We start from the raw sequence: 22,645 nt of genomic DNA on the forward strand, positions 1-22,645 counted from the left end.
CTCCTCGTCGCGACGAAGAAACAGTGTTCTTGCTCTCGGCGTCAAGATCAGCCCACATCTGCCGGGGCGTGCCGGTCCAGGAACCCGTACACCTCGCGGGCGTCGACACCCGGGAACGCTCCGGTGGGCAAGGCGGTGAACACGTGCTGGTGCACTCGCGCGCTCGGCCACGAGGCGTCCTGCCAGCGCGCCGTCGACGACGCCCGTGGTCGGCGGCAGCACGCCTCGTCGGGACACGTCGAGGTGTGCCGGACGGTCGTGTCCCGACCGCGGAACCAGCTGGCCGACGAGAACGGAACGCCGATCGTGATGGCGAGCTGCCCCTCGGTGCCCGAGCCCGTCTGCGTCGAGCACCAGAACGTCCCGGCCGGGGTGTCGGTGTACTGGTACGACTCCGACGACCGGTCCCGGCGGGTCAGCGCGCGGCGCACGCCCCAGCTGCGGCAGACGAGCTGGCCCTCGATCGCGCCCGTCACGTCGGTGGGCAACGGCAGCCCGTCGTTCGCGTAGGCGCGGTAGATCGCCCCGTCGCCGCCGATCCGCAGGAAGTGGACCGGGATGCCGAGGTGGTGGGTGGCCAGACAGGTGAACCGCTGGGCGGCGGCCTCGTGGGTCACGCCGAACGCGTCGCGCAGGTCCTCGATCGCCAGGTCCTTGTCCCTCTTGGCCTGCTGCAGGTGCTCGACCGCGGCCTTCTCGGGCATCAGCGCGGCCGACGCGAAGTAGGTGATCTCCATCCGCTGCCGCAGGAAGTCCTCGTACGACGTCGGACGCTCGTGCCCGAGCACGCGGTGGGCGATCGCCTGCAGCGCGAGCGAGCGCAGCCCGTGGCCGCCCGGGATGGAGGCCGGCGGCAGGTAGATGCGGCCGTGCGCGAGGTCCGTCACCGTCCGGGTCGAGCTCGGCAGGTCGTCCACGTGCACGATCACGAACCCGAGCTGCTCCGCCATGCGGGACACGGCGCGGTGCGTCAGCGCGCCCGCCGTGTACCCGGCCGCCCGCACCATCTCCTGGGCGACCGTCTCGATCTCCGGCAGGTAGCTGTCCCGCGCCTGGCGCTCGAGGCGGATCTGCGTGTTCGCCCTGCGCGCCTCCTCGGGGGTCGCGACGGCCTCGAGGTCCCGTCGCGCGAGCTCCGAGTGCAGTCCGACCAGCTGTTCGAGCACGGGCAGCGGCAGCGCCTTGCCCGGCCGCACGGCGGGCAGCGCGAGCCGCTCGAACCCCGCCGACCGCTGCGCCCGGTCCAGGGCGATCTCCAGACCGGCGCGGCGCGACGGGGGCTCGGCGTCGAGCAGGTCGGCGACGCCGACGTCCAGCGCCTCGGCGAGGCTGCGCAGCAGGGCCAGTCGCGGCTCGCGCCGCCCGTTCTCCAGCAGCGACAGCAGGCTCGGAGTCACGCCCACCCGCCGTCCGAGGTCGTCGAGCGTCAGCCCGTGCGCGGTGCGCAGGTGCCGGATGCGCCGCCCGATCGTGAGCGCGTCGGGCTCGTTCGCGGGCCGGTCCTGATCAGCCATGGCGTTGACCTCCGGTCAAGAACCGCGATTCTTGCATCCGTAGCGCGATTCGGCTAGGTCACCCTCACGGCCGTGTCCGGCATGCAAGACGATGCGCGCCCGTCATTGACCGTGCGGTCCGAACGAGCTCCACTACGCACGCCTCACCTTCGGCACAGCCTCTCGACCAGGACGGAGCACCTCGTGACCCTCACCGTCATCGGCCGCGCCGTCGCGTCGCGCTCCTGTCCGGCCCGCTGTCAGCACTGACACCCGGCCAGTCCGACCGTCCGCGGTCGGAGCACAGACGCACCCCCCGAGAGACGACCATGACCCAGCTGTCCGCACCCCCTGTCCTCGACGTCCGCGCCCTGAGCGCGCTGACGCAGTCCATCGCCGCCCGGCCCGAGCTGTGGCGCCCGCTCGTCCGCTTCCAGGAGAGCGGCCGGTGGTGGACCCGCCTCGACGCGCCTGCCGGCGTCGACGCCTGGCTCATCACCTGGCTCCCCTCGCAGGGCACCGAGCTGCACGACCACGGCGCCTCGTCGGCGGCGTTCACCGTGGTCGCCGGCACGATCACGGAGTTCCGGCCCGTCGACACCGGCCTCGCGGCTCGGGCGTTCCCGGCCGGGCAGACCCAGACGGTGGACCCCGGCGACCTGCACGACGTGCTGAACGCCGGCACCGAGCCGGCGGTCACGATCCACGCGTACTCGGTCCCGCTGACGCGCATGACGTACTGGGCGCGCACCGCCGAGGGCCTTCTCGTCCGGTCCCGCACCGTCGAGACCGACGAGCCGGAGTCCGACCGATGACACGCACCATCGACGACGTGCTCGCCGAGGCTCGGGCAGGTCTGGTGCGACTGTCACCGCGCGAGGCCTGGGCAGCCCTGGACCGCGGTGCGCTCCTGGTCGACATCCGCCCCGCGGCCCAGCGCGCGGCCGAGGGCGAGGTCCCGCAGGCCGTCGTCATCGAGCGCAACGTCCTCGAGTGGCGGCTCGACCCCGCCAGCGCTCACCGCATCGCGGCGGCCACGGGCTACGACCTGCACGTCGTCGTGCTCTGCTCCGAGGGCTACACCTCCAGCCTGGCCGCGGCCGCGCTCGCCGACCTCGGTCTGCACCGGGCGACGGACGTGGTCGGCGGGTTCCACGCGTGGGCCCGGGCCGGCCTGCCGACCACCGGGCGCGGGCCGCTCGTCGGCGCCCACGCCTGACCAGGGGGCGTCAGCCCTCGTCGGCGGCGATCCGGTAGCCCATCCCGCGGACGGTGACGATCGTGCTGCGCCCGAACGGAGCGTCGACCTTGCGGCGCAGGTAGCTGACGTAGACCTCGACGACGTTCGGGTCCCCGTCGAACGCGGAGTCCCACACGTTGTCGAGGATCTCGGACTTGGTGACCACGTCTCCGCCCCGGCGCATCAGCAGCTCCAGGACGCCGTACTCGCGCGGGGTCAGCGCGATCTCCTGGCCGTTCCGCGTGACCCGTCGGCGAGCCGGCTCGAGTCGGAGGTCGTCGGCGGTCAGCACGACCGGCCTCTCGGGTGCCCCCCGACGGACGAGCGCACGCAGCCGGGCCAGCAGGACGTCGAACGAGAAGGGCTTGGCCAGGAAGTCGTCGGCACCGCGGTCGAACGCGCCGACCTGCACCTCGTCGCCCTCCCGCGCGGTCAGGACGAGCACGGGCGTCCACACCCCCCGCTCGCGCATGCCGACCAGGACGTCGCGGCCGCTGATGCCGGGCAGCATGAGGTCCAGCACCACCGCGTCGTAGGCGTTCTCGGTGGCGGCCCACAACCCGTCCACGCCGTCGCGCATGACGTCGACCGCGATCCCCTCACCCAGGAGGCCCCGCCGGACGGCATCGGCGATCGCCGGCTCGTCCTCGATGATCAGCACCTTCATCTGGCTCCCAGCGCCCGGGTCCGCCGCATCGATGGAGCCTACGTCGACCTCGGCCCCGACCGCAGCGTTGGGCCGAACGGGTGAACGCGCGTCGCGAACCCACGACGACGGGTCCGTTCGACCGGATTTGTCCGGATGCGTCGCGCACCCGTGTGTGACCTGAGACATATGGACACTGGTCCAGTTCCTACACTTCGCCGATGCCTGGATCCCGGCCCCGACCCTCCACGCGCGTGCCGCTCGTGGCCGCCGTCGTCGTGCTCGCGCTCGGCGCCCTCGTCGCCGTCGGGGTCGGGCAGGCGCTCGGGCTGAGCTTCCGCCCCGCCGACACCCCCGCCGCGATCGCACCGCCCACGAGCGTCGAACCGACCTCGATGGTCGCGGCGCCGAGGATCGCGACGATCTCCGTACCGGCCGGTGAACGCCTCTCGCTCGCGGCGTCCGCGGTGTCCGACGCCCTGGTCGACCGAGGCCTGCCGGCCCCGACGATCACGACGGGCGATGCGGACCTGTCCGTGCGCACCGTGCCCTCGTTCGCCGACTCCCCCGAGGCCTACCGGGTCCGGCAGGACGGCGAGGGCCACCTCGCGCTCGAGGCCGCCGGCGTCGACGGGGCGGCGGCCGGCCTGTACGGCATCGCCGACCGGATCCGGTCGGGCGCCGCCCTGGACACCACCGGCGCGACCCAGCAGCCCCGCCTCGGCCTGCGGTTGACGGACTCCGGCTCGGTCGGTCGCGAGGCGGACCCGGCGGCGTTCTCGGCCGGGACGGACTACTCGCTCAACACCGACGTCGTCGCCGGAGCCGTCCTGCCCGAGGCGCCGTGGGTGGACCAGGTCGTCGTCGACCGCATCGACGCGGAGTTCAAGCAGCTGGTCCAGCACGACCTGCGCGAGGGGTACAACGGCATCGTCGTGCCCGGGTTCCTCGAGTACGTCACGTTCAGCGGCGTCGGCGACGGCCACCAGGTGTACCCGCAGGGCGACCCGCACGTGGCCCGCGCGCAGGCGATGGTCAAGGCCTTCGGGCCCGTGTTCCGGTACGCCGCGGACATGGGCATGCACGTCTACCTGCTCACCGACATGCTCGCGGTCTCGCCGCCGCTCGAGGCGTACCTGCAGCGGACCGTCGGCGGTCTCGACGTGGACGACCCGGCACTGTGGTCCGTCTACCAGGCGGGGCTGGCCGAGCTGTTCGACTCATTGCCGTTCGTCGACGGGCTGATGGTCCGGATCGGCGAGGGCGGCGCCGTCTACCAGGCCGGCTGGGACTACTCCTCGAAGCTCGCGGTGACGTCGCAGTCGTCCGTGCAGGCGATGCTCAAGGCGCTGCTGGCGACGGCGAGCGAGCACGACCGCGACATCATCTTCCGGACCTGGACGGTCGGGGTGGGTGCCATCGGCGACCTGCACACCGACCCCGCGTCATACGAGTCCGTGTTCGGTGACGGGCCGGGCGGGATCGACGATCCGCACCTGATCGTGTCGACGAAGTACACGATGGGCGACTTCTACAGCCACCTGCCGCTGAACCCGACATTGTCCGTCGGGAACCAGCGCCGGATCGTCGAGTTCCAGGCCCGTCGGGAGTTCGAGGGTTTCGGCGCGCTGCCGAACGACCTGGTCGCCGAGGAGGCGCAGGCGCTCCAGACGTTCCTGGCCGCGAACCCGCACGTCGAGGGCGTGTGGAACTGGACCCAGGACGGCGGACCTCTGCGCGCGGGACCCATGACGCTGTACCTGCGGACCGGGTTCTGGCAGATGTACGACCTGAACACCTACGGCACCGCGCGGCTGGCCTGGGACCCGTCGGCGGACCCGACGGACGTGACGAGGGACTGGGTCCGGCAGACGCTGTCGGCCGACCCCGCGACCGCCGCGGCGATCACCGACACCCTCGGCCGCTCCCGCGACGCGATCACCACCGGCCTGTACATCCGCACCTACGCGAAGCAGAGCGTCAAGGCGCTGGGCCTCGAGCCGCCGCCGATGATGTGGATCTTCGAGTGGGACATCGTCACCGGTGACTCGGCCGCCCTCGACAGCATCTACGCCGTCAGCCGGACCGATCTCGACTCCGCGGTCGCCGACGGCGCCCACGCCACGGACGTCGCCGCACAGATGCGCGCCCAGGTCGCGGCGACCGACCCCGCGACCTGGCGCGACCCCGCGCTCTACCAGCACGTCGTCGACGCCCTCGACTACGAGACCGACCTCCTGGGCACCCTGGCCGCGTACCGCGAGTCCGTCCTGCGCCGGGTGCAGTGGCTCGACACGGGCAGCTCGGTGGCCTACGACCGGTGGCGGTCGGCCGAGCAGGCGTTCCGCACGGCGCGCGCCGAGCACGAGGCCCGCTACGCCGGCGACGTCAACCTCCCGGCCTACAACTTCACCGCCGCCGACCTCGGCGCCGCGCGCGCGGACCGCGACCCCACCATGGCGTGGCTGGCGCGGGGGCTGCTGGTCGCCGTGCTGCTGGTGCTGGTCCTCGGCGCGGTCCGGCCTCGGTCGATCGCCCTGCACGCCCTGTTCGTCGCGACGACGAGGCCCTGGCGCCTCGGGGAGCTGGCCGCGCCGCCCAGGACCGCCACGGTCCGGGGTCGCGTCGAGCGGGTCCTGGTGTGGGCCGTCCCGGCGGTCGTTCTGGTGGCCAGCAGACTCGTCTACACCTGGTTCGCCGCGCCCGCGCACCTCGTCCTCACGCTCGGCTCATGGCTCATCCTGGTCGTCCTGCTGCGCCTGATGGTGGGTCGACGCGACCCGTTCCATCTCTGGGCGGCCCTGGGCGGCGTCGTCCTGCTGCGCACCGCGATCCTGCTCGCCGCCCTGGTGGTCCGCGGCCCGGGTCGCTACTGGTTCGGCTTCTGGACCGACCCCGCCGCGCGCACGGCCTACGTCACGGTCGCCTTCGCGGCGTTCTGCTGGTCGTTCGTCGTGATCGCACTGGTCCTCCGTCGCGCCTACGGCCTGCGACCGGCTCGGGCGGTCGGCTTGACGCTCCTCGCCGGCGGGCTCACGCTCGCGCTGGCGTCGGGCGGCGTCGCGGTCATCGGGCTCGAGCGCGCGCTGACCATCTGGAACGACCAGATGGCGCTCCTGCCGTGGGGGCTCTCCCGGATCCTGGGCATCACCGTCTACCTCGGGATCCCCACCTGGCTGCCGGCCGCGCTGGCGGTCGTCGGCCTGGTCGTCGCCCTCGCCGGAGTCGGCACGGCCCTCGTCGGACGTCGGACGACGGCCGATGCGCGCGCCGACGCAGCACCGTCCCCGCACTGACGCCACGCGCTCCGATAGTTTCGGACACAGTTCGGTCACAGGCGACGCTCCCTCCCTGGCCGATTCACCGGAATCGTGCGTAATCTGCCCGCTGATCCGTCCGCAGTGCGCAAAGGAGCGTTCATGAGCTGGACCCGTCGGCGACGCCGGCCGTTCGAAACTTTCGGAGTCTTGGTCGCGGCATCCGCGCTGGTCATCGCACCACTCGTGGTGGGATCGACGGCGACGATGGCCGCTGCGGCCGATGCCCCCGTGCTGGCCAGCACGTTCGACGGCGGCACCTACGCGCCCTGGGTGGTCAACGGCGGCGCGACCCTCGCGCTGGTCGCCGACCCCGGCGGAAGCGGCCAGTCGCTCAAGGTGTCAGGGCGGACGCACGCCTACGACGGCGTCGCCCTCGACCTCACCACGGTCCTGCAGCGCGACGTGAGCTACGCCATCTCCTTCAAGGCCCGGCTCGCCGACGCGGCGCAGCCCGCCGGTGGCGTGCACTTCACGGTCGACGACGGCAGCTACACCTGGGTCTCCGGCGACGGCGCGCTGACCGCCGACGCGTGGACCACGGTGAGCGGCTCGTACACGCTGGCCACCGGTGCGACGCCCGGCAAGCTCTACCTCGACACGTCCGGCGCCACGTTCCCGGACGTGCTCCTGGACGACGTGACGATCACCGGCCCGGCGTCCGGCGGCGGCGGCACCACCTGCACGCCGACGGCGGCCACGACGCTGGCCTCGGCCGACTTCACCGACTCGACCCTCGACGGTCTCTGGAACGACGGCAGCTCGACCGCGACCTTCGAGCCGGTCGACGGCAACCCGGCGGCCCGCATCACCGGCCGCGCGCACGACTACGACGGCCTGCAGACCGCGACCGGCGACCTCTCGAGCCTGACGCCGGGTCAGACGGTCACCCTGTCGGCCAAGGTCCGGCTCGCCGGGACGACGTCGGCGACGACGTCCGCGCGCCTCGTCGTCAAGCCCGCCTACACCTGGGTGGGCAACTCCTCGGGCGTCTCGACGGCCGCCTGGACCACCCTCACCGGCACGTACACGGTGCCCGACACGGGTGTCGCCCCGGCGGACCTGCAGGTCTACCTCGGCACGGACGCCCTCTCCGACGGCACCGCCACGTACGACTACTACGTCGACGACGTGAGCATCACGCTGCCGGGCGTCGACTGCGGCGGGACGGGCGGCGGTGGGACCGGTGACACCTGCACCTACCCGACGTCCGACACGCTCGTGAGCACCGACTTCGAGAGCGGCCTGGACGGCTGGGCCGGACGCGACGACGGTCACGGCACCGCCACGGTCGCGGTGACCGACGGCGGACACGGCGGAGCCCACTCGGTCCTCGTCAGCAACCGGCAGGGCCAGGGCCAGGGCCTCGGTCACGACGTCACCTGCGTCCTGCAGCCCGGCACCGGCTACCAGTTCACCGGCTGGGTGCGCTTCGGCGCCGGCCAGCCGACCGACGCCCTGTGGCTCAGCATCGCGGCCACCAAGGGCGGTTCGACCACCTACAGCACGCTCGCGCAGTTCACGGGCCTGACCAACAACGGCTGGACGCAGGTCTCCGCCAAGTTCACGATGCCGCAGGCCGACTCGGCCCTGCTCTACCTCGAGACGAGCTACCAGAACGGCGCGGCGGGGAACACCTCGGACCTCCTCCTCGACGACCTCTCGGTGACCAAGCCCACCGCGGCGACGGTCCAGGACCTCACCCCGATCAAGGACACCGTGCCGTTCGCGGTCGGCGCCGCGATCGACAGCCGCGAGACCTCGGGCGCCGCGTCGCAGCTGCTGGTCAAGCACTTCGACCAGGTCACGCCGGAGAACTTCATGAAGCCGGAGGCCTGGTACAACGCGGACCACTCGTTCGTCACGGAGAACGCCGAGGCCGACGCCCTGATGACGTTCGCCCAGCAGAACCACCTGAAGGTCTACGGGCACACGCTCGCCTGGCACAGCCAGACCCCGGACTGGTTCTTCCAGCACGACGACGGCACCTGGCTCACCAACAGCCCGGCCGACCAGGCGATCCTCTCGCAGCGCCTGCACGACCACATCAACGACGTGGCCAAGTACCTCTCCGACCGGTACGGCGCGTTCGGCAGCGCCACCAACCCGCTGTACGCGTTCGACGTGGTCAACGAGGCCGTCTCCGACGGCACCGGCGACCCCGACGGCCTGCGCCAGAGCCACTGGTACCAGGTGCTCGGTGAGAAGTTCATCGAGCAGGCCTTCCAGGACGCGAACGCCGCCTTCAACGGCACGTACGCGGCTCCCGGCGTCAGCCACCCGGTCACGCTGTTCCTCAACGACTACAACACGGAGCAGACGGGCAAGCAGGACCGCCTCTACGCCCTCGTGCAGCGGCTGCTGGCGGACGGCGTCCCGATCGACGGCATCGGCCACCAGTTCCACGTGAATCTCGCGATGCCGGTCGACGCGCTCGGTGCGGCGATCGAGCGGTTCGAGGGGCTCGGGCTGCGGCAGGCCGTCACCGAGCTCGACGTGCCCACCGGCACGCCCGTCACGCAGAGCAACCTGATCGACCAGGGCTACTACTACAAGGCCGTGTTCGACATGCTCCGCGCGCACTCCGCCGACATCTTCTCGGCGACCGTGTGGGGTCTCACCGACGGTCGTAGCTGGCGCGTCGCCGACGGCGCACCGCTCGTCTTCGACGACGACCTGCAGGCCAAGCCCGCCTACTACGGGATCACGGACCAGACGCTGCCCGCCCGGCAGCGCTCGGCGGTCGTGTTCCAGGGCGACGTGCCCCTGGGCGCCGGGGCGACGACGTCGCTGGAGTGGCAGAAGCTGCCGCTGCACGCGATCGACGACCACTCCGCGTTCCAGCTGCGCTGGGCGACGGACCACCTGACGGCCTACGTGCACGTCACGGACGCCACCGCGAGCGCCACCGACGGCCTGCAGATCGACTACGCCGGCCGGACGCTCACGGTCCCGCGCACCGGTGCCGATCCCGCCGTCGCCACGGTGACGCCGACCGCGGGCGGGTACGACGCCGTCGTCACCCTCCCGCTCGACACCCCGGTCGCCGCCGGCGGCACGCTGCCGTTCGACGTCCGGGTGGTGGACGACGCCACGACGACCGGCTGGAACTCGCCGGGCGTCCTGGGCACGCTGCAGCTGGTCGAGCCGCTCTCCTTCGTCGAGATCCCGGAGGCCGCGACGGCTCCGACGATCGATGGTGCGGTCGACGCCGGCTGGACCTCGTCGGCCTCGGTCACGACGGCCAAGCAGGTCTCGGGCACGGGTGGGGCGAGCGCCACAGTGCACACGCTCTGGAAGGGGAACACCCTCTACGTCCTCGCGGACGTCACCGACCCGAGCGTCGACACGACGGCGTCCGACCCCTGGCAGCAGGACTCGGTCGAGCTGTTCGTGGACGCCGGGAACGCCAAGGCTGGCGGCTACCGCGCCGACGACACGCAGATCCGGATCAGCGCGGACAACCTCCTCTCGTTCGGCACGGGCGACGAGACGGCCCAGCGCGCACGCGTCACCAGCGCCACCAGCCGGACCGACCACGGCTACGTGGTCGAGGCGGCGGTGAGCCTGCTCGAGAACGGTGGGCTCGGGGCGTTCGAGGGCCTGGACTTCCAGGTCAACGACGGCACCGCCGGCACCCGGACGGCGATCCGCGACTGGGCGGACCCGACCGGCAACGGCTACCAGACGACCGCCCGCTGGGGCGTCGGCCGCCTGGTCGCCGCGCCGGCACCGCCCGCCGTCGCACCGGTCGTGACCACGCAGCCGGCCTCGACCACGGTCGGTCTGGGCGCCACGGCGACGTTCGTCGCGGCGGCGTCGGGTACACCGGTCCCGACGGTCACCTGGCAGCGCAACGTCGGCGGGGTCTGGTCGCCGGTGCCGGGCGCGACGACGACCACGCTCACCGTGGTCGGCTCGGCGGACGTGGACGGCGCGCAGTACCGCGCGGTGTTCCAGAACGCCGGCGGTTCGGCCACCACGAACGCGGCGACGCTCTCGATCAAGGCGGCCAAGCCCGTCGTGACCACCCAGCCGCGCTCGGCCGCGGGAACGCTCGGCTCGACGGTGACGTTCACCGCGGCCGCCTCGGGCTACCCGACGCCGACCGTGCAGTGGCAGCACAAGGTGTCGGGCTCCTGGCGTGACGTGGCGGGTGCCCGGTCGACCTCGCTCGTCGTCACGGTGGACCTCGGTCAGCAGGGCGCGTCCTACCGCGCGGTGTTCACCAACGCCGCCGGCAGCGCCACGACGGGCGTCGCGACCGTGACGCTGCAGGCGGCGAAGCCGACGATCCTGCAGCAACCGGCATCGGTCACGAGCTCGCCGCTGCGCCCGACGTCGTTCCACGTGGACGCCGTGGGCTATCCCGCACCCCACTACCAGTGGTACGTGCGGCTCCCGGGCTCCACGACCTGGGCGCGGGCGCCGCTCGGCACGTCGGACACGTTGTACGTGCTGACGCTGCCGTGGTGGTCCGGCACGCAGGTGCGCGTGGTCGTGAGCAGCTCCGCCGGTTCGGTCACCAGCTCGGCGGCCACCCTCACCGTGCGGCCGTGACGCGGTGACGACGACGGCGCCCCGGGGTCCCTCCGCCTCGGGGTGCCGTCGCCGGTGCTACCGTCCGTGGACAACGGCTCGGGAGGGAACGGCATGACGGCGGACGCGCAGGAGCGGGCCGACGACCACCTCCTCGACGGTCCGGTCACCATCGCGCTGATCGCCGAGCAGGCCGGGGTCTCCGCGCCGACGGTCTCCAAGGTCATCAACGGCCGAAAGGACGTCTCCCCGGCCACCCGCGCACGCGTCGAGGCCGTCATCGAGCAGCGCGGCTACCGGAGGCGTCGCGGACCCATCGGCTCGGACCCCGGGCTGCTGGATCTCGTCTTCCACGAGCTCGACTCGCCGTGGGCGCTGCAGATCATCACCGGCGTCGAGCAGGTGGCCGGCAAGAACCGCATGGGCGTGGTGCTCTCGGAGCTCGGCGGCGCGCACCGACCGAAGCAGGAGTGGCTCGACGACGTCCTGCGCCGCCGACCCCGCGGCGTGATCTTCGTGCTCTCCGAGCTCGACCCCGCCCAGCGACGGTTGCTGGGCACCCGGTCGATCCCGTACGTGCTGGTGGACACCGCCGGCGAGCAGCCGCCGGGCGTCCCGACCGTCGGTTCCGCCAACTGGGCGGGCGGTCTCGCTGCCACCCGGCACCTGCTCGGCCTCGGGCACCGGAGGATCGCGATGATCTCCGGACCCGCGGACGTGCTGTGCAGCCGCGCCCGGGTCGACGGGTACCGCTCGGCGCTCGAGGAGGCCGGCCTGCCGAGGGACCCGTCGTTGGTGCGCTACGGCGACTTCTTCGTCGGCGGCGGCTACACGCACGGCCTCAGCCTGCTGGACCGGCCCGACCGACCGACCGCGATCTTCGCGGGCTCGGACTTCCAGGCCATGGGCGTCCTGCGCGCCGCGCACGACCTCGGCCTGCGCGTGCCGGAGGACCTGTCCGTCGTCGGTTACGACAACCTGCCGGTGACCGAGTGGATCTCCCCCCGGCTCACCACCATCAACCAGCCGCTGCAGGAGATGGCCGCCACGGCCGCCCGCATGGTCCTCGCGCTCGCCCGCGGCGAGACCCCGGCGAACATGCGGATCGACCTGGCCACCGAGCTGGTCGTCCGCGACAGCACGGCCCCGCCGCGGGAGCCGTAGACCCTCAGCCCAACAGGTCGCGCAGCGCCCGGACAGCGTCCTGCTCGGCCTGCGGCCCGCCACCCTCATGGCCGTTGAACTCCCACTCGGTGAGCTGCTTGGGCCCCCGGTAGGAGTTGTACGCCGCGTACACCGTAGACGGCGGGCAGATCGGGTCCATCATGGCGACGCTGAAGAACGCGTCGGCACGCCCGCGGCGCGCGAAGTGGACGCCGTCGAAGTAGGCCAGCGTGCGTTCGACCTGGTCCGCCCGGTCGCGGTGGACCGCGAGGTAGCTGACGACCTCCGTGTACGGCTGGGTGTCCGCCACCCGGATCGCACGGGGGAAGTCGCAGAGGAACGGGACGTAGGCCACCACCGCGCGCAGGTCCGGGACCAGGCCGGCTGCGGCCAGGGCCGTCCCACCGCCCTGGCTGCCCCCGACGACGGCGACGCGGTCCGGGTCGACGCCGTCGAGCGTCCGGACCGCATCGACCGCGCGGACGGCGTCCGTGAACATGCGCCGGTAGTAGTACGTCGCCGGGTCCTCGATGCCGCGCGTCATCACGCCGGGGAACTGCGGGTGCCCGTCGTGCGGGTCCGCGGTGACGCCGAGCGACCAGCCGGAACCCTGGCCGCGCGTGTCCATGAGCAGGTGCGCGAAGCCGGCGGAGGACCACAGCAGGTTCTCGATCTCGTGTCCCCGCCCGCCGCCGTACCCGACGTACTGCACGACGGCCGGCAGAGGCCCGGACCGCTGCGCGGGCAGCCGCAGCCACGCGCGGACGGGCTGACCCAGGTAGCCGGGGAACGTCAGGTCGAACAGCTCGACCGTCTGCAGTCCCGTCTCGACGCGCTGCAGGGTCACCCCGGACCCCGCAGCGCGGCTCATCTCCAGCGTCTGCGCCCAGAAGGCGTCGAAGTCCGGGGGTTCGGTCGTGCTCCCCGAGTACGTCGCCAGCTCGGCGCGGGGCATGTCGGGCAGCATCGGCCTAGCTCCTTCGTGGTCCGTGCGGGCGGGGGAAGGCTACCGCGCCTCGGTCACCGTCCAGCGCGGCGACGAGCCCGTGACCGGGTGGACCGGACCGACGAGCGTCGTGCGCCCCTCGACGTCCCGCTGCGCGCTCGTGCCCACCCACAGGTCGAGCTCGCCGGGCTCGACGACCCGGCGCATCGACCGGTCGGCGAAGGCCAGGCGCGCGGCCGGCACATCGAACGTCACGGTCGCGTCCTCGCCGGCGGCGAGCCGGACGCGGCGATAGCCGAGCAGCTGCGCGACGGGTCGCGTCACGGAGCCGACCAGGTCCCGGCCGTACAGCTGCACCACGTCGTCACCGGCCGTCGCGCCCGTGTTGGTCACGCGGACCTCGACCACGACGGACCCGTGTGTCGCGTGCTCCGCGGCGACGACGAGGTCCTCGTGCGCGAACGTGGTGTACGACAGGCCGTGGCCGAACGGCGCGGCCGGGGTCGAGGACAGGTTGGTGACCTCCTGGCCCTCCCCGAGCGCGGGGTGCAGGTAGGAGTAGGGCTGCGCACCCGCGGACCGCGGCAGGCTGACCGGCAGCTTGCCCGACGGGTTGACGCGCCCGGACAGGACGCCCGCGATCGCGCCGGCGCCCTCCTCCCCCGGGAAGAACGCCTGGACCACGGCGGCGCACCGCTCGATCGCCCAGTCGACCGCGTAGGGCCGGCCCGTGACCAGCACGAGGACCACGGGGGTCCCGGTCGCCAGCACGGCCTCGACCAGCTCGCGCTGCACACCCGGCAGCTCGAGGTCGTCGCGGTCGCAGCCCTCGCCGGACGTCCCGCGGCCGAACAGGCCGGCGTGGTCACCCACGACGAGCACCACGACGTCGGCGGCGGTCGCGGCGGCCACGGCCGCATCGAACCCGGACCGGTCGTCGTCGTCGACGGCGCAGCCCGGCACCGAGACCACCGACGACGCGGGCAGCTCGGCACGGATCGCCTGGTCGACGGTCAGCGCCTCGATCCCCGCCTCGAAACCGGGGTGCTGGGAGAGCACGTGGTTCACGAACGAGTAGCAGCCGTACAGCGCCTCGGTGCGGTCGGCGTTCGGGCCGATGATCGCGAGCCGTGGTGTCCCGCGCAGGGGCAGCACGCCGTCGTTGGCGACGAGCACGACGGACTCCTGCGCCAGCCGGCGCGCGAGGTCGCGCTGCTCCGGCGTGTCCAGGTCGACGACGGCGGGCGGGTCGTCCTCGAAGGTGGCGTCGAGCAGACCGAGCTCGTCCTTCTGGCGGAGCACCCGCAGCACGGCCCGGTCGACGAGTGCCTCGTCGACCTCTCCCGCGTTGATCCGGTCCACCAACGGGCGCCCGTAGGCGTCGCCGGTCGGCAGCTCGACGTCGATGCCGGCGGCGAGCGCCTGGCCCGCCGCGTCGCCGAGGTCGCGGGCGACGTGGTGCAGGACGTGCAGGAACGCGATGCCGTAGTAGTCGGCCACGACGGTGCCGTCGAACCCCCACTGGTCGCGCAGGAGCCCGGTCAGGATGGTCGGGTCGGACGCGACCGGAACCCCGTCGATCTCGGTGTAGGCGTGCATGACCGAGCGCGCTCCGCCGTCGAGGATCGCCATCTCGAACGGGACGAGCAGGACGTCGGCGATCTCGCGCGGCCCGGCGTGCACGGGAGCGAAGTTGCGTCCCGACTGCGAGCCCGAGTAGCCCACGAAGTGCTTGAGCGTGGCGTGCACGCCCCGCGACTGCAGGCCGCGGACGTAGGAGGTCCCCAGGGTGCCGACGAGGTACGGGTCCTCGCCGATGCACTCCTCGACGCGACCCCAGCGGGGGTCGCGCACGACGTCGAGGACCGGTGCCAGTCCCTGGTGGATGCCGAGCGTGCGCATCGAGCCGCCGATCTCGGCGCCCAGCTCCTCGATCAGCTCCGGGTCGAACGCGGCGCCCCAGGCCAGCGGCGTCGGATAGGTGGCCGCGCGCCAGGCGGACAGGCCCGTGAGCACCTCCTCGTGCACGATCGCGGGGATGCCGAGGCGTGTGCCGGTGACCAGGCCACGCTGCAGGTCCCACAGCCACGCGGCCCGCTCGACCGCGTCCACGGGGCGGGTGCCGTAGGGCCGGGTGAGGTGGCCGAGCCCGTGGCGGATGAACTCGCTCAGCGCCGTGGGCGCCGCGAACTCGCCCTGCAACGGCGCGACGGCCTCACCGTCGCTCTTCTCCCAGAAGCCCACGATCTGCGCGAGCTTCTCCTCGAGATTCATGCGACCGAGCAGGTCGAGCACGCGCGCCTCGCGGGCGGGTGCGTCTGCGCCAGGGCGCGCGGAGATCCGGATGTCTGTCATGTGGTGGGTCCCCCTCAGCCCTTGACCGCGCCCTGGAGCCCGCCGACGATCCGTCGCTCGAAGAGCGAGAAGAACACCAGGGCGGGAATCATGGACAGCGACGTGAATGCGAGCACCTTGGCGGTGTCCACGGAGTACTGCGACGAGAATGCCTGGACGCCCAGCGGCAGAGTGAACGCGCTCTGGTCGTTGAGGATGAACAGCGGGAGCAGGTAGCTGTTCCAGCTACCGACGAACGCGAGGATGCCGGTCGTGATCACGCCGGGCAGCGACAGCGGGACGACCATCCGGAAGAAGAAGCCGAGCTTGCCGGCGCCGTCGATGGACGCGGCCTCCTCGATCTCGTCCGGGATCGCCCGCAGGAACGGGACGAGGATGATGATCGTCGTCGGCAGACCGAAGCCGATCTGCGGGAGGATGACTCCCCCGAGGTTGTTGATGAGCCCGATGTCGCGCACCAGGATGTACAGCGGCGTGATCGCGACGGTGATCGGGAACATCAGCCCGGCGGCAAACAGGGCATAGAGCGCCCCTCGGCCCCGGAAGCTGTACCGCGCGAGCACGTAGCTCGCCATCAGCCCGAACGCGACCACGAGCACCGACGTGAACAGCGCGACGATGACCGAGTTGCCGACCTCGCGCCAGAAGGTCGAGTTCGTCAGGACGTTGACGTAGTTCGAGAACTCCCACGGCGACGGCAGGCCCGCGGGATCGGTCGTGATCTGCGCGTTCGTCCGGAAGCCGCCGAGGATGATGTAGAGGATCGGCACGAGCATCACGGAGACGAGCAGCAGCGCGATGAAGTACGTCGCCGGTCCGGCACGGCCGCCGCGCTTGCCGGACGTGCGGATGCGGGCGGGCGGCTTGGGCGCCGGGAGCTGGATCGTGGAGGCGGTCACCGTGCGGCCTTATCCGTGAGGGCGCCGGCCGTGTCACGACGCAGGACGAAGCGCTGGTAGACGAGCGCGATGAACAAGGAGATGACGAACAGGACGACAGCGACAGCGCTGCCGTAGCCGAAGTTCCCGGCGCCGCGGCCGTACTGCACCATGTACGTCGCCATCGTGGAGACGCCGGCAGTGCCCGCGACGTACTGACCCCAGATGATGTACACGAGGTCGAAGAGCTGCAGCGATCCGATGATCGACAGGAACGCCCATATCCGGAGCGTCGGGCCGAGGAGCGGCAGCGTGATGTTGCGCTGGATCTGCCAGTAGCTGGCGCCGTCGATCTGCGCAGCCTCGAACAGCTCCTGCGGGATGTTCTGCAGCGCGGCCATGAACAGGATCACGGCGAACCCGATGTACTTCCACGAGATGATGACCATCAAGGTCCAGATGGCGATGTCCGGGTTGGACAGCCACTCGTTGGTGAAGTGACCGAGGCCCAGCTTCTCGAGCAGCCCGTTGGCGGCGCCATCGGTCGCGAGCATCAGGCTCCAGCCCGTGCCGACGATGACCTCGGAGACCACGTACGGGACGAAGATCAGGACGCGGATCAGCGAGCGCCAGCGCATCGGCCGGTTGAGCAGGAGCGCCAGGCCGATGGCGATCGGGCCCTGCACCAGCAGCGAGACGACGACGATGAAGAGGTTGTGCGACAGCGCTGCGTGGAACTCAGGGTCGGTCAGGATGACCTTGTAGTTCTTGAACCAGACGAAGTCCGTCGGCCTGCCGTACCCCTTCCACCTGAAGAAGCCGTAGTACGCGGCCAGGCACACGGGGAAGATAACGAAGCCGACGAACATGATGACTGCTGGCCCGGAAAGAACCGCGATCTCGATCCGCCCGCGCCAGCCCACGCCACGACGGCGTGGGCGGGCGGCGGTGGTGGTCGGAGCCGGCGGGTTGCCGGCTCCGACCACCGAGCGGTCGTCCTGCGAGTTCTTCACGGCCAACGGGTTGACCGGTGAATCGCTCATGACGTCCTAGCTATCCCTTGGCAGATGCGCTGTTGACCGCGCTGATGATGTCGGCGACGGAACCCTTGTCCGCGAGGAGGTTCACCACCGCGGTGTTCAGGGCGTTCCCGACGTTCGCGCCGTACAGGGTGTCGAGCCACTGCGAGACGTAGGGCGCGCTGTTGAACGCGTCGATGACCGACTTGATCAGCGGGTCGGTGACGGCCGCCTGAGCGTCCTTGTTGACCGGCGGCGCGTTGAAGGCCGTGTAGTAGGCCTTCTGGACGTCGGCGGAGGCGAGGTAGTTCAGGAAGTCGGTGCAGGCCTTCTCGGGAGCCTTGGCCGAGCAGGAGTAACCGTCGACGCCACCCATGATCGCCTTCGGGTCACCCTTGCCGCCGGGCACCGAGATGAACGGGTAGAAGCCGAGGTCGGGCAGCGCCTTCGCGTCCGGCGTCAGCGAGCCGATCACGCCCGGGTCCCAGGCGCCCATGAGCTCGGCGCCGGCCTTGTGGTTGGCGACGAGGCCGGCCGAGGAGCCGGCACCCTGCTGCGCCGAGGTCGTCAGGAAGCCGTCGTTGAACGCGCCGGTCGCCTTGAACGCCGTGAGGTCGTTGCCGGCCTTGGTCCAGCAGTCGTCCGTGAACTGCAGCGACTTGGCGGTCGAGTTCAGCGTGTCCTCGCTGCACTCGCGCAGCGCGAACCAGTAGTACCAGTGCGCGGCGGGCCAGGCGTCCTTGCCACCGAGCGCGACGGGCGCGACGCCCTGGCCCTTGAGGGCCGTGTTCGCGGCGTTGAGCTGGTCGAGCGTGGTCGGCGCAGAGGTGATGCCGGCCGCCTTGTAGAGGTCCTGGCTGTAGAAGAAGCCACCGGGCAGGACGGACACGGGCATCGCGTACGTCTTGCCGTCGATCGACTCGGCCTTGAACGAGCCCTCGCCGACGCCCGCCTTGGTCTCGTCCGAGATGTCGGCGGTGATGTCCATCAGCTGGCCGGCGTCGACCATCGCGGCCATCTTGCCGCCGCCGCGCTGAAGGAAGATGTCCGGCGCGTCGCCCGAGTTCAGGGCCGTCTGGAGCTTGCCGTCGAGGTCCTCGTTCTGGACCGTCTGGATCTTGATCGTGACGCCCGGGTTGGCCGTCTCGAAGCTCTTCACCGTGTCGGTGAAGAACGCCGCACCGGGGCCGGTCGTGGCGTTGGTCCACAGCGACATCGACACGGGCTTGGCGGCATCCGCCGTGCCCGAGTCCCCGCTGCTGTTGCCGGAGCTGGAACATCCGGCGACTGCGAGCGCGATGCTCGCGCCGAGTGCGGTCAGAACCGCACCTCGCATCATCCTTGCCATGAAGGGGAACTCCTCTGTCGTCGTTGACGGGCAGGTCTAAGCCTGGCGATGGAGATTCTGCGACGGCCACCATGGTCTAGTCAATCGTTATCGATAACGATTTCAACACGATCCGGCTTCGTCTATGATCACCCAGTGGAGTTCCTGCCGCGTGTGAAGATGGCCGACGTCGCCCGCACCGCGGGGGTCTCCGTAGCGACCGTCTCCAAGGTCGTGAACGGTCGGTACGGTGTGGCGCAGACCACCGTGGACCACGTCCAGGAGGTCATCGAGCAGCTCGGGTACGAGGCCAGCCTCGGCGCGCAGAGCCTGCGCAGCCACCGCACGAACGTGCTGGGCATCCTGGTCGCCGAGTTCGAGCCGTTCTCCACCGAGCTGCTCAAGGGCGCCTCCGCGGCCATCGCCTCGACCGGCTACGAGCTGCTCGCGTACTCCGGCGGCGGGCGCGGCGCAGACGTCGGCTGGGAGCGTCGCTACCTGTCGCGGCTGTCGGGCACGCTCATCGACGGCGCCATCATCGTCACCCCGACCGTCGTCGCCACGAACCACGGGGTCCCCGTCGTGGCGGTCGACCCGCACACCGGGCCGTCGGCCCTGCCCACGGTCGACTCGGACAGCTTCGGGGGCGCGGTCCTGGCCACCAACTACCTGCTGGCCCTGGGCCACCGCCGGATCGGGTTCCTCGGCGGGCGGACCGACCTGGAGTCGGCCCGGCTCCGCGAGGCGGGATACCGCCGGGCGATGCACGACGCGGGCGTCACGGTCGACGACTCGCTCGTGCGCATCGGCGGGTACAAGGCCGAGACCGCCATGCAGCCGGCCCGGGAGCTGCTCTCCCAGGAGAACCGGCCGACCGCCGTCTTCGCCGCCAACGACCTGTCGGCCATCGGGACGATCGAGGTCGCCCGAAGCCTGAACCTGCGGGTTCCCGACGACCTGTCGGTGATCGGCTTCGACAACGTGCCCGAGTCGGCGCTGACGACACCTCCACTGACGACGATCAACCAGCCCCTGCAGCGCATGGGCGCGGAGGCCCTCCGGCTGCTCGTCGACCTCATCGACGGGGTCGAGCGCGACGTGCACGTGCGCCTGCCCACCGAGCTGCTCGAGCGGTCGAGCTGCCGGGCGCTGTGATCGGTCCCGCGAGCTGATCGACGGTTCCCGGCGCTTCGTTCGGTCGCGTCGACGACGCACCCGGGAGACGAGGCCCGGGTGCGTCATCGACGCCTCCCGTTCAGGTCAGCGGTTGGCGATCGTGACGGGGATCAGCTTCTCCGTCGTCTGCCCGTCGATGCCCACGGCGTCGATCTTGAGCGTGTACTGCCCGTTCGAGTAGTCACGCGTGTCGAGCACGAGCGTCGGACGCTTGCCGGCGTTCGTGCTGCCGGGCGCCGCGGTGTTGTCGGTCAGCCAGGTACCGCCCTGGTTGAGCTCGATGTACGTGTACCGCGGCTCGGCGTCCAGCGTGACGCGGACCGTCTGCTTGCCCTTGAGGATCGCGTCGTCCGTCACGTTGACGTTCTGGATGACCGGGGCGGCCGGCGACGGTGCGCTCGGGTCCAGCTTGAGCGCGTCGCGGATGGTGAAGAACAGGTCGGTCTGGTCGGTCAAGCCCACCACGTTGGCGGCCCGCGGGCCGTAGGCCGCGATCCGCACCTGGGTGCCCGTGTGGTCCTGCGAACCGCCTGTCTCGGCGGTGCCGTACGCGACGGTCATCGGCTTGCCGTCGGCCGTCAGGAGCGTCCGGGTCAGGCCGGGAGTCAGGGTGTTGGGGTAGACGATCTGGCTCGAGTGGCCGTGGTCAGCCGTCAGGACGACGAGGGTGTTGCCGTCCTGCTTGGCAAAGGTCAGGGCTGCCTGGACCGCCTCGTCGAGGTCGACCGTCTCACCGATCTGACCGCAGGGGTTGGCGGCGTGGTCCTGCTTGTCGATGCTCGCGCCTTCGACCTGCAGGAAGAAGCCCTTCTTCGAGCTCGACGCGTCGAGAAGCGAGATCGCCTTGTCGGTCATCGCGGCCAGCGTCGGGGAGGTGGCCAGGTACGCCGGGTTCGGCGTGCACGTAGCAGGCGCCTCCGTGCCGCCGGTGTGGGTGGCCGGCGGACCGACCCAGCGGGTCGCCATGTTGCCGGGCGCGAAGAGGCCGAGCACCGGAGACGACTGGTCGGCCTGCGTCACGCCCGCCAGGCCGTTCGCGTCCGAGACCACCTGGAAGCCGCGGTCCTTCGCCTGCTGGAGGAGCGTCTTGCCAGCCCACGGTCCGGCGAGAGCCGGCTCGTTGAACGAGGTCGCGCCGCCGCCGAGGGTGACGTCCGGCCGGTTGCCGATCAGCTGCTCGGTGATCGAACCGAGGCCGCCGTTCTGCAGGGCGTTCGTCGGGCACTTGGTGGTCGTGACCGCCGGCGCGTAGCAGCTGCGGTCGGTCACGTGCGAGACGAGCACCGCGGGCGTGGCGTCCTGGATCTCCGCCGTGCTGACGTCACCGGTGCGCAGGCCGTTGGCGCGGGCGATCTCGAGCAGGGTGCGCTGGGGTGCGCCGGCGATGTCGACCGAGATGGCGCCGTTGTAGGTCTTGGTACCCGTCGACCAGCCCGAGCCTGAGGCGGCGGAGTCCGTGACGTAGTCCGGCTTGCCGTCGGTCTTGTCCAGCGCGTAGGTCGTGTACTGCCCGGTCAGCGGGAGCGCATCGATGCCCGCGAACCGTCCCGCCGCACCCAGTGCATAGTTGCGCGCCACGGTGATCTCCGAGTCGCCCATCCCGTCGCCGATGAGCAGGATGACGTTCTTCGCGGTCCCGCCGCGCAGCTCGCTCCTGACCGCACTGGTCTGGTCCCCGGTCAGCCGGCGGGCATCGCCGTGGCCGGTCAGGTCGATCGTCGTGGCCATCGCGGTCGTGGCGGCCAGCAGCAGCGCGCCGCCGACCACCACGACGCCCAGCGGGCGCCGTGCTCGTGTCCCCATCATGTTTCCTCCACCGTTGCTTCCCTCGAGGTGCGACGACCTCGTCGCAGCTCGAGTCGACCGGGTGAAGGCGTCCACAGGGTGAGCACAGGATGAGCAATGGAGGAACAGGACCGGTCGAGCACGGCCCGAGGGGCGACGTGCGCTCGTGACGGTGTCGGCCCCCTCACGGCATCGTGCTCTGGATCGGCTAGACCTCGGTCAGCAGACCGGTCGCGACGTCGAAGACGAAGCCTCGGACCCGGTCGGTGTGCGGGACGAACGGGCTGGCCTTGATCCGGGCGATCGACTGCCGGACGTCGACGTCCAGGTCCGCGAACGCCTCCGCGGCCCACTCGGGCTTGATCCCCGTCTCGTCCAGGATCGACTGCTTGAACCCGTCGTCGGTGAACGTGAGCATCCCGCAGTCGGTGTGGTGGATGAGGATGATCTCGCGCGTGCCGAGCAGCCGCTGGCTGATGGCGAGCGAACGGATCTCGTCGTCGGTCACCACACCGCCTGCGTTGCGGATGACGTGCGCCTCGCCCGCGCCCAGGCCAAGGATCCGGTACACGTCCAGTCGTGCGTCCATGCAGGCGACGACGGCGACCTGACGGGACGGCGGCAGAGGCAGCGGTCCGGTGAAGGTCTCGGCGTAGGCGCGGTTGTTGGTCAGGTACTCGTCGGTGACGGACATGCGTGCTCCCGGGTCTCGAAGACTCCCCTGCGGCGGGGACCGTATGCCCTCCCGGGCGGTGGCGCG

The 22,645-nt window shown here is 71.4% G+C and carries 15 protein-coding genes; 6 read left to right on the forward strand and 9 right to left on the reverse strand.

Going from position 1 to position 22,645, the window contains the following annotated elements; translation table 11 throughout:
* Positions 1 to 47: 47 nt before the first annotated feature.
* Positions 48 to 1,514 (reverse strand): helix-turn-helix domain-containing protein, encoded by a 1,467-nt coding sequence (locus ACPPVS_RS11770; protein WP_426592454.1) that lies wholly within the window; start codon positions 1,512 to 1,514, stop codon positions 48 to 50.
* 308 nt (positions 1,515 to 1,822) lie between these two features.
* On the opposite strand from ACPPVS_RS11770, the gene ACPPVS_RS11775 reads away from it, so the two are divergent.
* Both ACPPVS_RS11775 and ACPPVS_RS11780 read left to right on the forward strand, forming a co-directional pair.
* Positions 1,823 to 2,308, forward strand: coding sequence for a cysteine dioxygenase (locus ACPPVS_RS11775; protein ID WP_426592455.1), 486 nt, complete (start codon positions 1,823 to 1,825; stop codon positions 2,306 to 2,308).
* Complete coding sequence (locus tag ACPPVS_RS11780; RefSeq protein ID WP_426592456.1) at positions 2,305 to 2,712, forward strand: rhodanese-like domain-containing protein; 408 nt, start codon at positions 2,305 to 2,307, stop codon at positions 2,710 to 2,712. Before ACPPVS_RS11775 ends, ACPPVS_RS11780 begins: the two co-directional genes overlap by 4 nt.
* A gap of 10 nt (positions 2,713 to 2,722) precedes the next feature.
* On the opposite strand, the gene ACPPVS_RS11785 is transcribed toward ACPPVS_RS11780, so the two are convergent.
* Positions 2,723 to 3,400 (reverse strand): response regulator transcription factor, encoded by a 678-nt coding sequence (locus ACPPVS_RS11785; protein ID WP_426592457.1) that lies wholly within the window; start codon positions 3,398 to 3,400, stop codon positions 2,723 to 2,725.
* Positions 3,401 to 3,600: 200 nt separating this feature from the next.
* On the opposite strand from ACPPVS_RS11785, the gene ACPPVS_RS11790 reads away from it, so the two are divergent.
* The 3 genes from ACPPVS_RS11790 (at position 3,601) to ACPPVS_RS11800 (ending at position 12,399) form a co-directional block, all read left to right on the forward strand.
* Complete coding sequence (locus tag ACPPVS_RS11790) at positions 3,601 to 6,675, forward strand: hypothetical protein (RefSeq protein WP_426592458.1); 3,075 nt, start codon at positions 3,601 to 3,603, stop codon at positions 6,673 to 6,675.
* Positions 6,676 to 6,846: 171 nt separating this feature from the next.
* Positions 6,847 to 11,256 (forward strand): endo-1,4-beta-xylanase, encoded by a 4,410-nt coding sequence (locus tag ACPPVS_RS11795; RefSeq protein WP_426592459.1) that lies wholly within the window; start codon positions 6,847 to 6,849, stop codon positions 11,254 to 11,256.
* A gap of 93 nt (positions 11,257 to 11,349) precedes the next feature.
* Positions 11,350 to 12,399 carry a LacI family DNA-binding transcriptional regulator gene (locus ACPPVS_RS11800; RefSeq protein WP_426592460.1) on the forward strand — a complete coding sequence of 350 codons (1,050 nt, stop codon included), beginning with the start codon at positions 11,350 to 11,352 and terminating at the stop codon, positions 12,397 to 12,399.
* Positions 12,400 to 12,403: 4 nt separating this feature from the next.
* Here ACPPVS_RS11800 and ACPPVS_RS11805 read toward each other — a convergent pair whose 3' ends face one another.
* From ACPPVS_RS11805 to ACPPVS_RS11825, 5 genes are read right to left on the reverse strand one after another with little or no spacing between them, the layout of a single operon-like run.
* Complete coding sequence (locus ACPPVS_RS11805; protein ID WP_426592461.1) at positions 12,404 to 13,366, reverse strand: acetylxylan esterase; 963 nt, start codon at positions 13,364 to 13,366, stop codon at positions 12,404 to 12,406.
* Between the two features lie 39 nt (positions 13,367 to 13,405).
* A complete protein-coding gene (locus ACPPVS_RS11810; RefSeq protein WP_426592462.1) occupies positions 13,406 to 15,700 on the reverse strand; it encodes a glycoside hydrolase family 3 N-terminal domain-containing protein in 2,295 nt (764 codons plus the stop codon).
* Between the two features lie 14 nt (positions 15,701 to 15,714).
* Positions 15,715 to 16,551 (reverse strand): carbohydrate ABC transporter permease, encoded by an 837-nt coding sequence (locus ACPPVS_RS11815; RefSeq protein WP_426595954.1) that lies wholly within the window; start codon positions 16,549 to 16,551, stop codon positions 15,715 to 15,717.
* A 44-nt stretch (positions 16,552 to 16,595) separates the two neighbouring features.
* Positions 16,596 to 17,621 (reverse strand): carbohydrate ABC transporter permease, encoded by a 1,026-nt coding sequence (locus ACPPVS_RS11820; RefSeq protein ID WP_426592463.1) that lies wholly within the window; start codon positions 17,619 to 17,621, stop codon positions 16,596 to 16,598.
* A gap of 10 nt (positions 17,622 to 17,631) precedes the next feature.
* A complete protein-coding gene (locus tag ACPPVS_RS11825) occupies positions 17,632 to 18,936 on the reverse strand; it encodes an ABC transporter substrate-binding protein (RefSeq protein ID WP_426595956.1) in 1,305 nt (434 codons plus the stop codon).
* A gap of 168 nt (positions 18,937 to 19,104) precedes the next feature.
* Between ACPPVS_RS11825 and ACPPVS_RS11830 the strand changes: the two genes are divergently transcribed.
* Positions 19,105 to 20,079, forward strand: coding sequence for a LacI family DNA-binding transcriptional regulator (locus tag ACPPVS_RS11830; protein ID WP_426595957.1), 975 nt, complete (start codon positions 19,105 to 19,107; stop codon positions 20,077 to 20,079).
* Positions 20,080 to 20,184: 105 nt separating this feature from the next.
* Here ACPPVS_RS11830 and phoA read toward each other — a convergent pair whose 3' ends face one another.
* Both phoA and ACPPVS_RS11840 read right to left on the reverse strand, forming a co-directional pair.
* Positions 20,185 to 21,906 (reverse strand): alkaline phosphatase, encoded by a 1,722-nt coding sequence (gene phoA / locus ACPPVS_RS11835; RefSeq protein WP_426592464.1) that lies wholly within the window; start codon positions 21,904 to 21,906, stop codon positions 20,185 to 20,187.
* Between the two features lie 187 nt (positions 21,907 to 22,093).
* Entirely contained in the window at positions 22,094 to 22,579 is a 486-nt protein-coding gene (locus tag ACPPVS_RS11840; protein ID WP_426592465.1) for a beta-class carbonic anhydrase, read from the reverse strand.
* Between the last annotated feature and the right edge of the window lie 66 nt (positions 22,580 to 22,645).

Source organism: Cellulomonas sp. McL0617 (genome assembly GCF_049994875.1).
In the GTDB taxonomy this organism is placed as follows: Bacteria; Actinomycetota; Actinomycetes; order Actinomycetales; family Cellulomonadaceae; genus Cellulomonas.

Excerpts from the sequence above, each read along its gene's own strand:
- ACPPVS_RS11810 (WP_426592462.1), bottom strand. The coding sequence starts at position 15,700 with ATGACAGACATCCGGATCTCCGCGCGCCCTGGCGCAGACGCACCCGCC.
- ACPPVS_RS11800 (WP_426592460.1), top strand. The coding sequence starts at position 11,350 with ATGACGGCGGACGCGCAGGAGCGGGCCGACGACCACCTCCTCGACGGT.
- ACPPVS_RS11775 (WP_426592455.1), top strand. The coding sequence starts at position 1,823 with ATGACCCAGCTGTCCGCACCCCCTGTCCTCGACGTCCGCGCCCTGAGC.
- ACPPVS_RS11820 (WP_426592463.1), bottom strand. The coding sequence starts at position 17,621 with ATGAGCGATTCACCGGTCAACCCGTTGGCCGTGAAGAACTCGCAGGAC.
- ACPPVS_RS11825 (WP_426595956.1), bottom strand. The coding sequence starts at position 18,936 with ATGATGCGAGGTGCGGTTCTGACCGCACTCGGCGCGAGCATCGCGCTC.
- ACPPVS_RS11805 (WP_426592461.1), bottom strand. The coding sequence starts at position 13,366 with ATGCTGCCCGACATGCCCCGCGCCGAGCTGGCGACGTACTCGGGGAGC.
- phoA (WP_426592464.1), bottom strand. The coding sequence starts at position 21,906 with ATGATGGGGACACGAGCACGGCGCCCGCTGGGCGTCGTGGTGGTCGGC.
- ACPPVS_RS11790 (WP_426592458.1), top strand. The coding sequence starts at position 3,601 with ATGCCTGGATCCCGGCCCCGACCCTCCACGCGCGTGCCGCTCGTGGCC.
- ACPPVS_RS11840 (WP_426592465.1), bottom strand. The coding sequence starts at position 22,579 with ATGTCCGTCACCGACGAGTACCTGACCAACAACCGCGCCTACGCCGAG.
- ACPPVS_RS11830 (WP_426595957.1), top strand. The coding sequence starts at position 19,105 with ATGGCCGACGTCGCCCGCACCGCGGGGGTCTCCGTAGCGACCGTCTCC.
- ACPPVS_RS11770 (WP_426592454.1), bottom strand. The coding sequence starts at position 1,514 with ATGGCTGATCAGGACCGGCCCGCGAACGAGCCCGACGCGCTCACGATC.
- ACPPVS_RS11785 (WP_426592457.1), bottom strand. The coding sequence starts at position 3,400 with ATGAAGGTGCTGATCATCGAGGACGAGCCGGCGATCGCCGATGCCGTC.
- ACPPVS_RS11780 (WP_426592456.1), top strand. The coding sequence starts at position 2,305 with ATGACACGCACCATCGACGACGTGCTCGCCGAGGCTCGGGCAGGTCTG.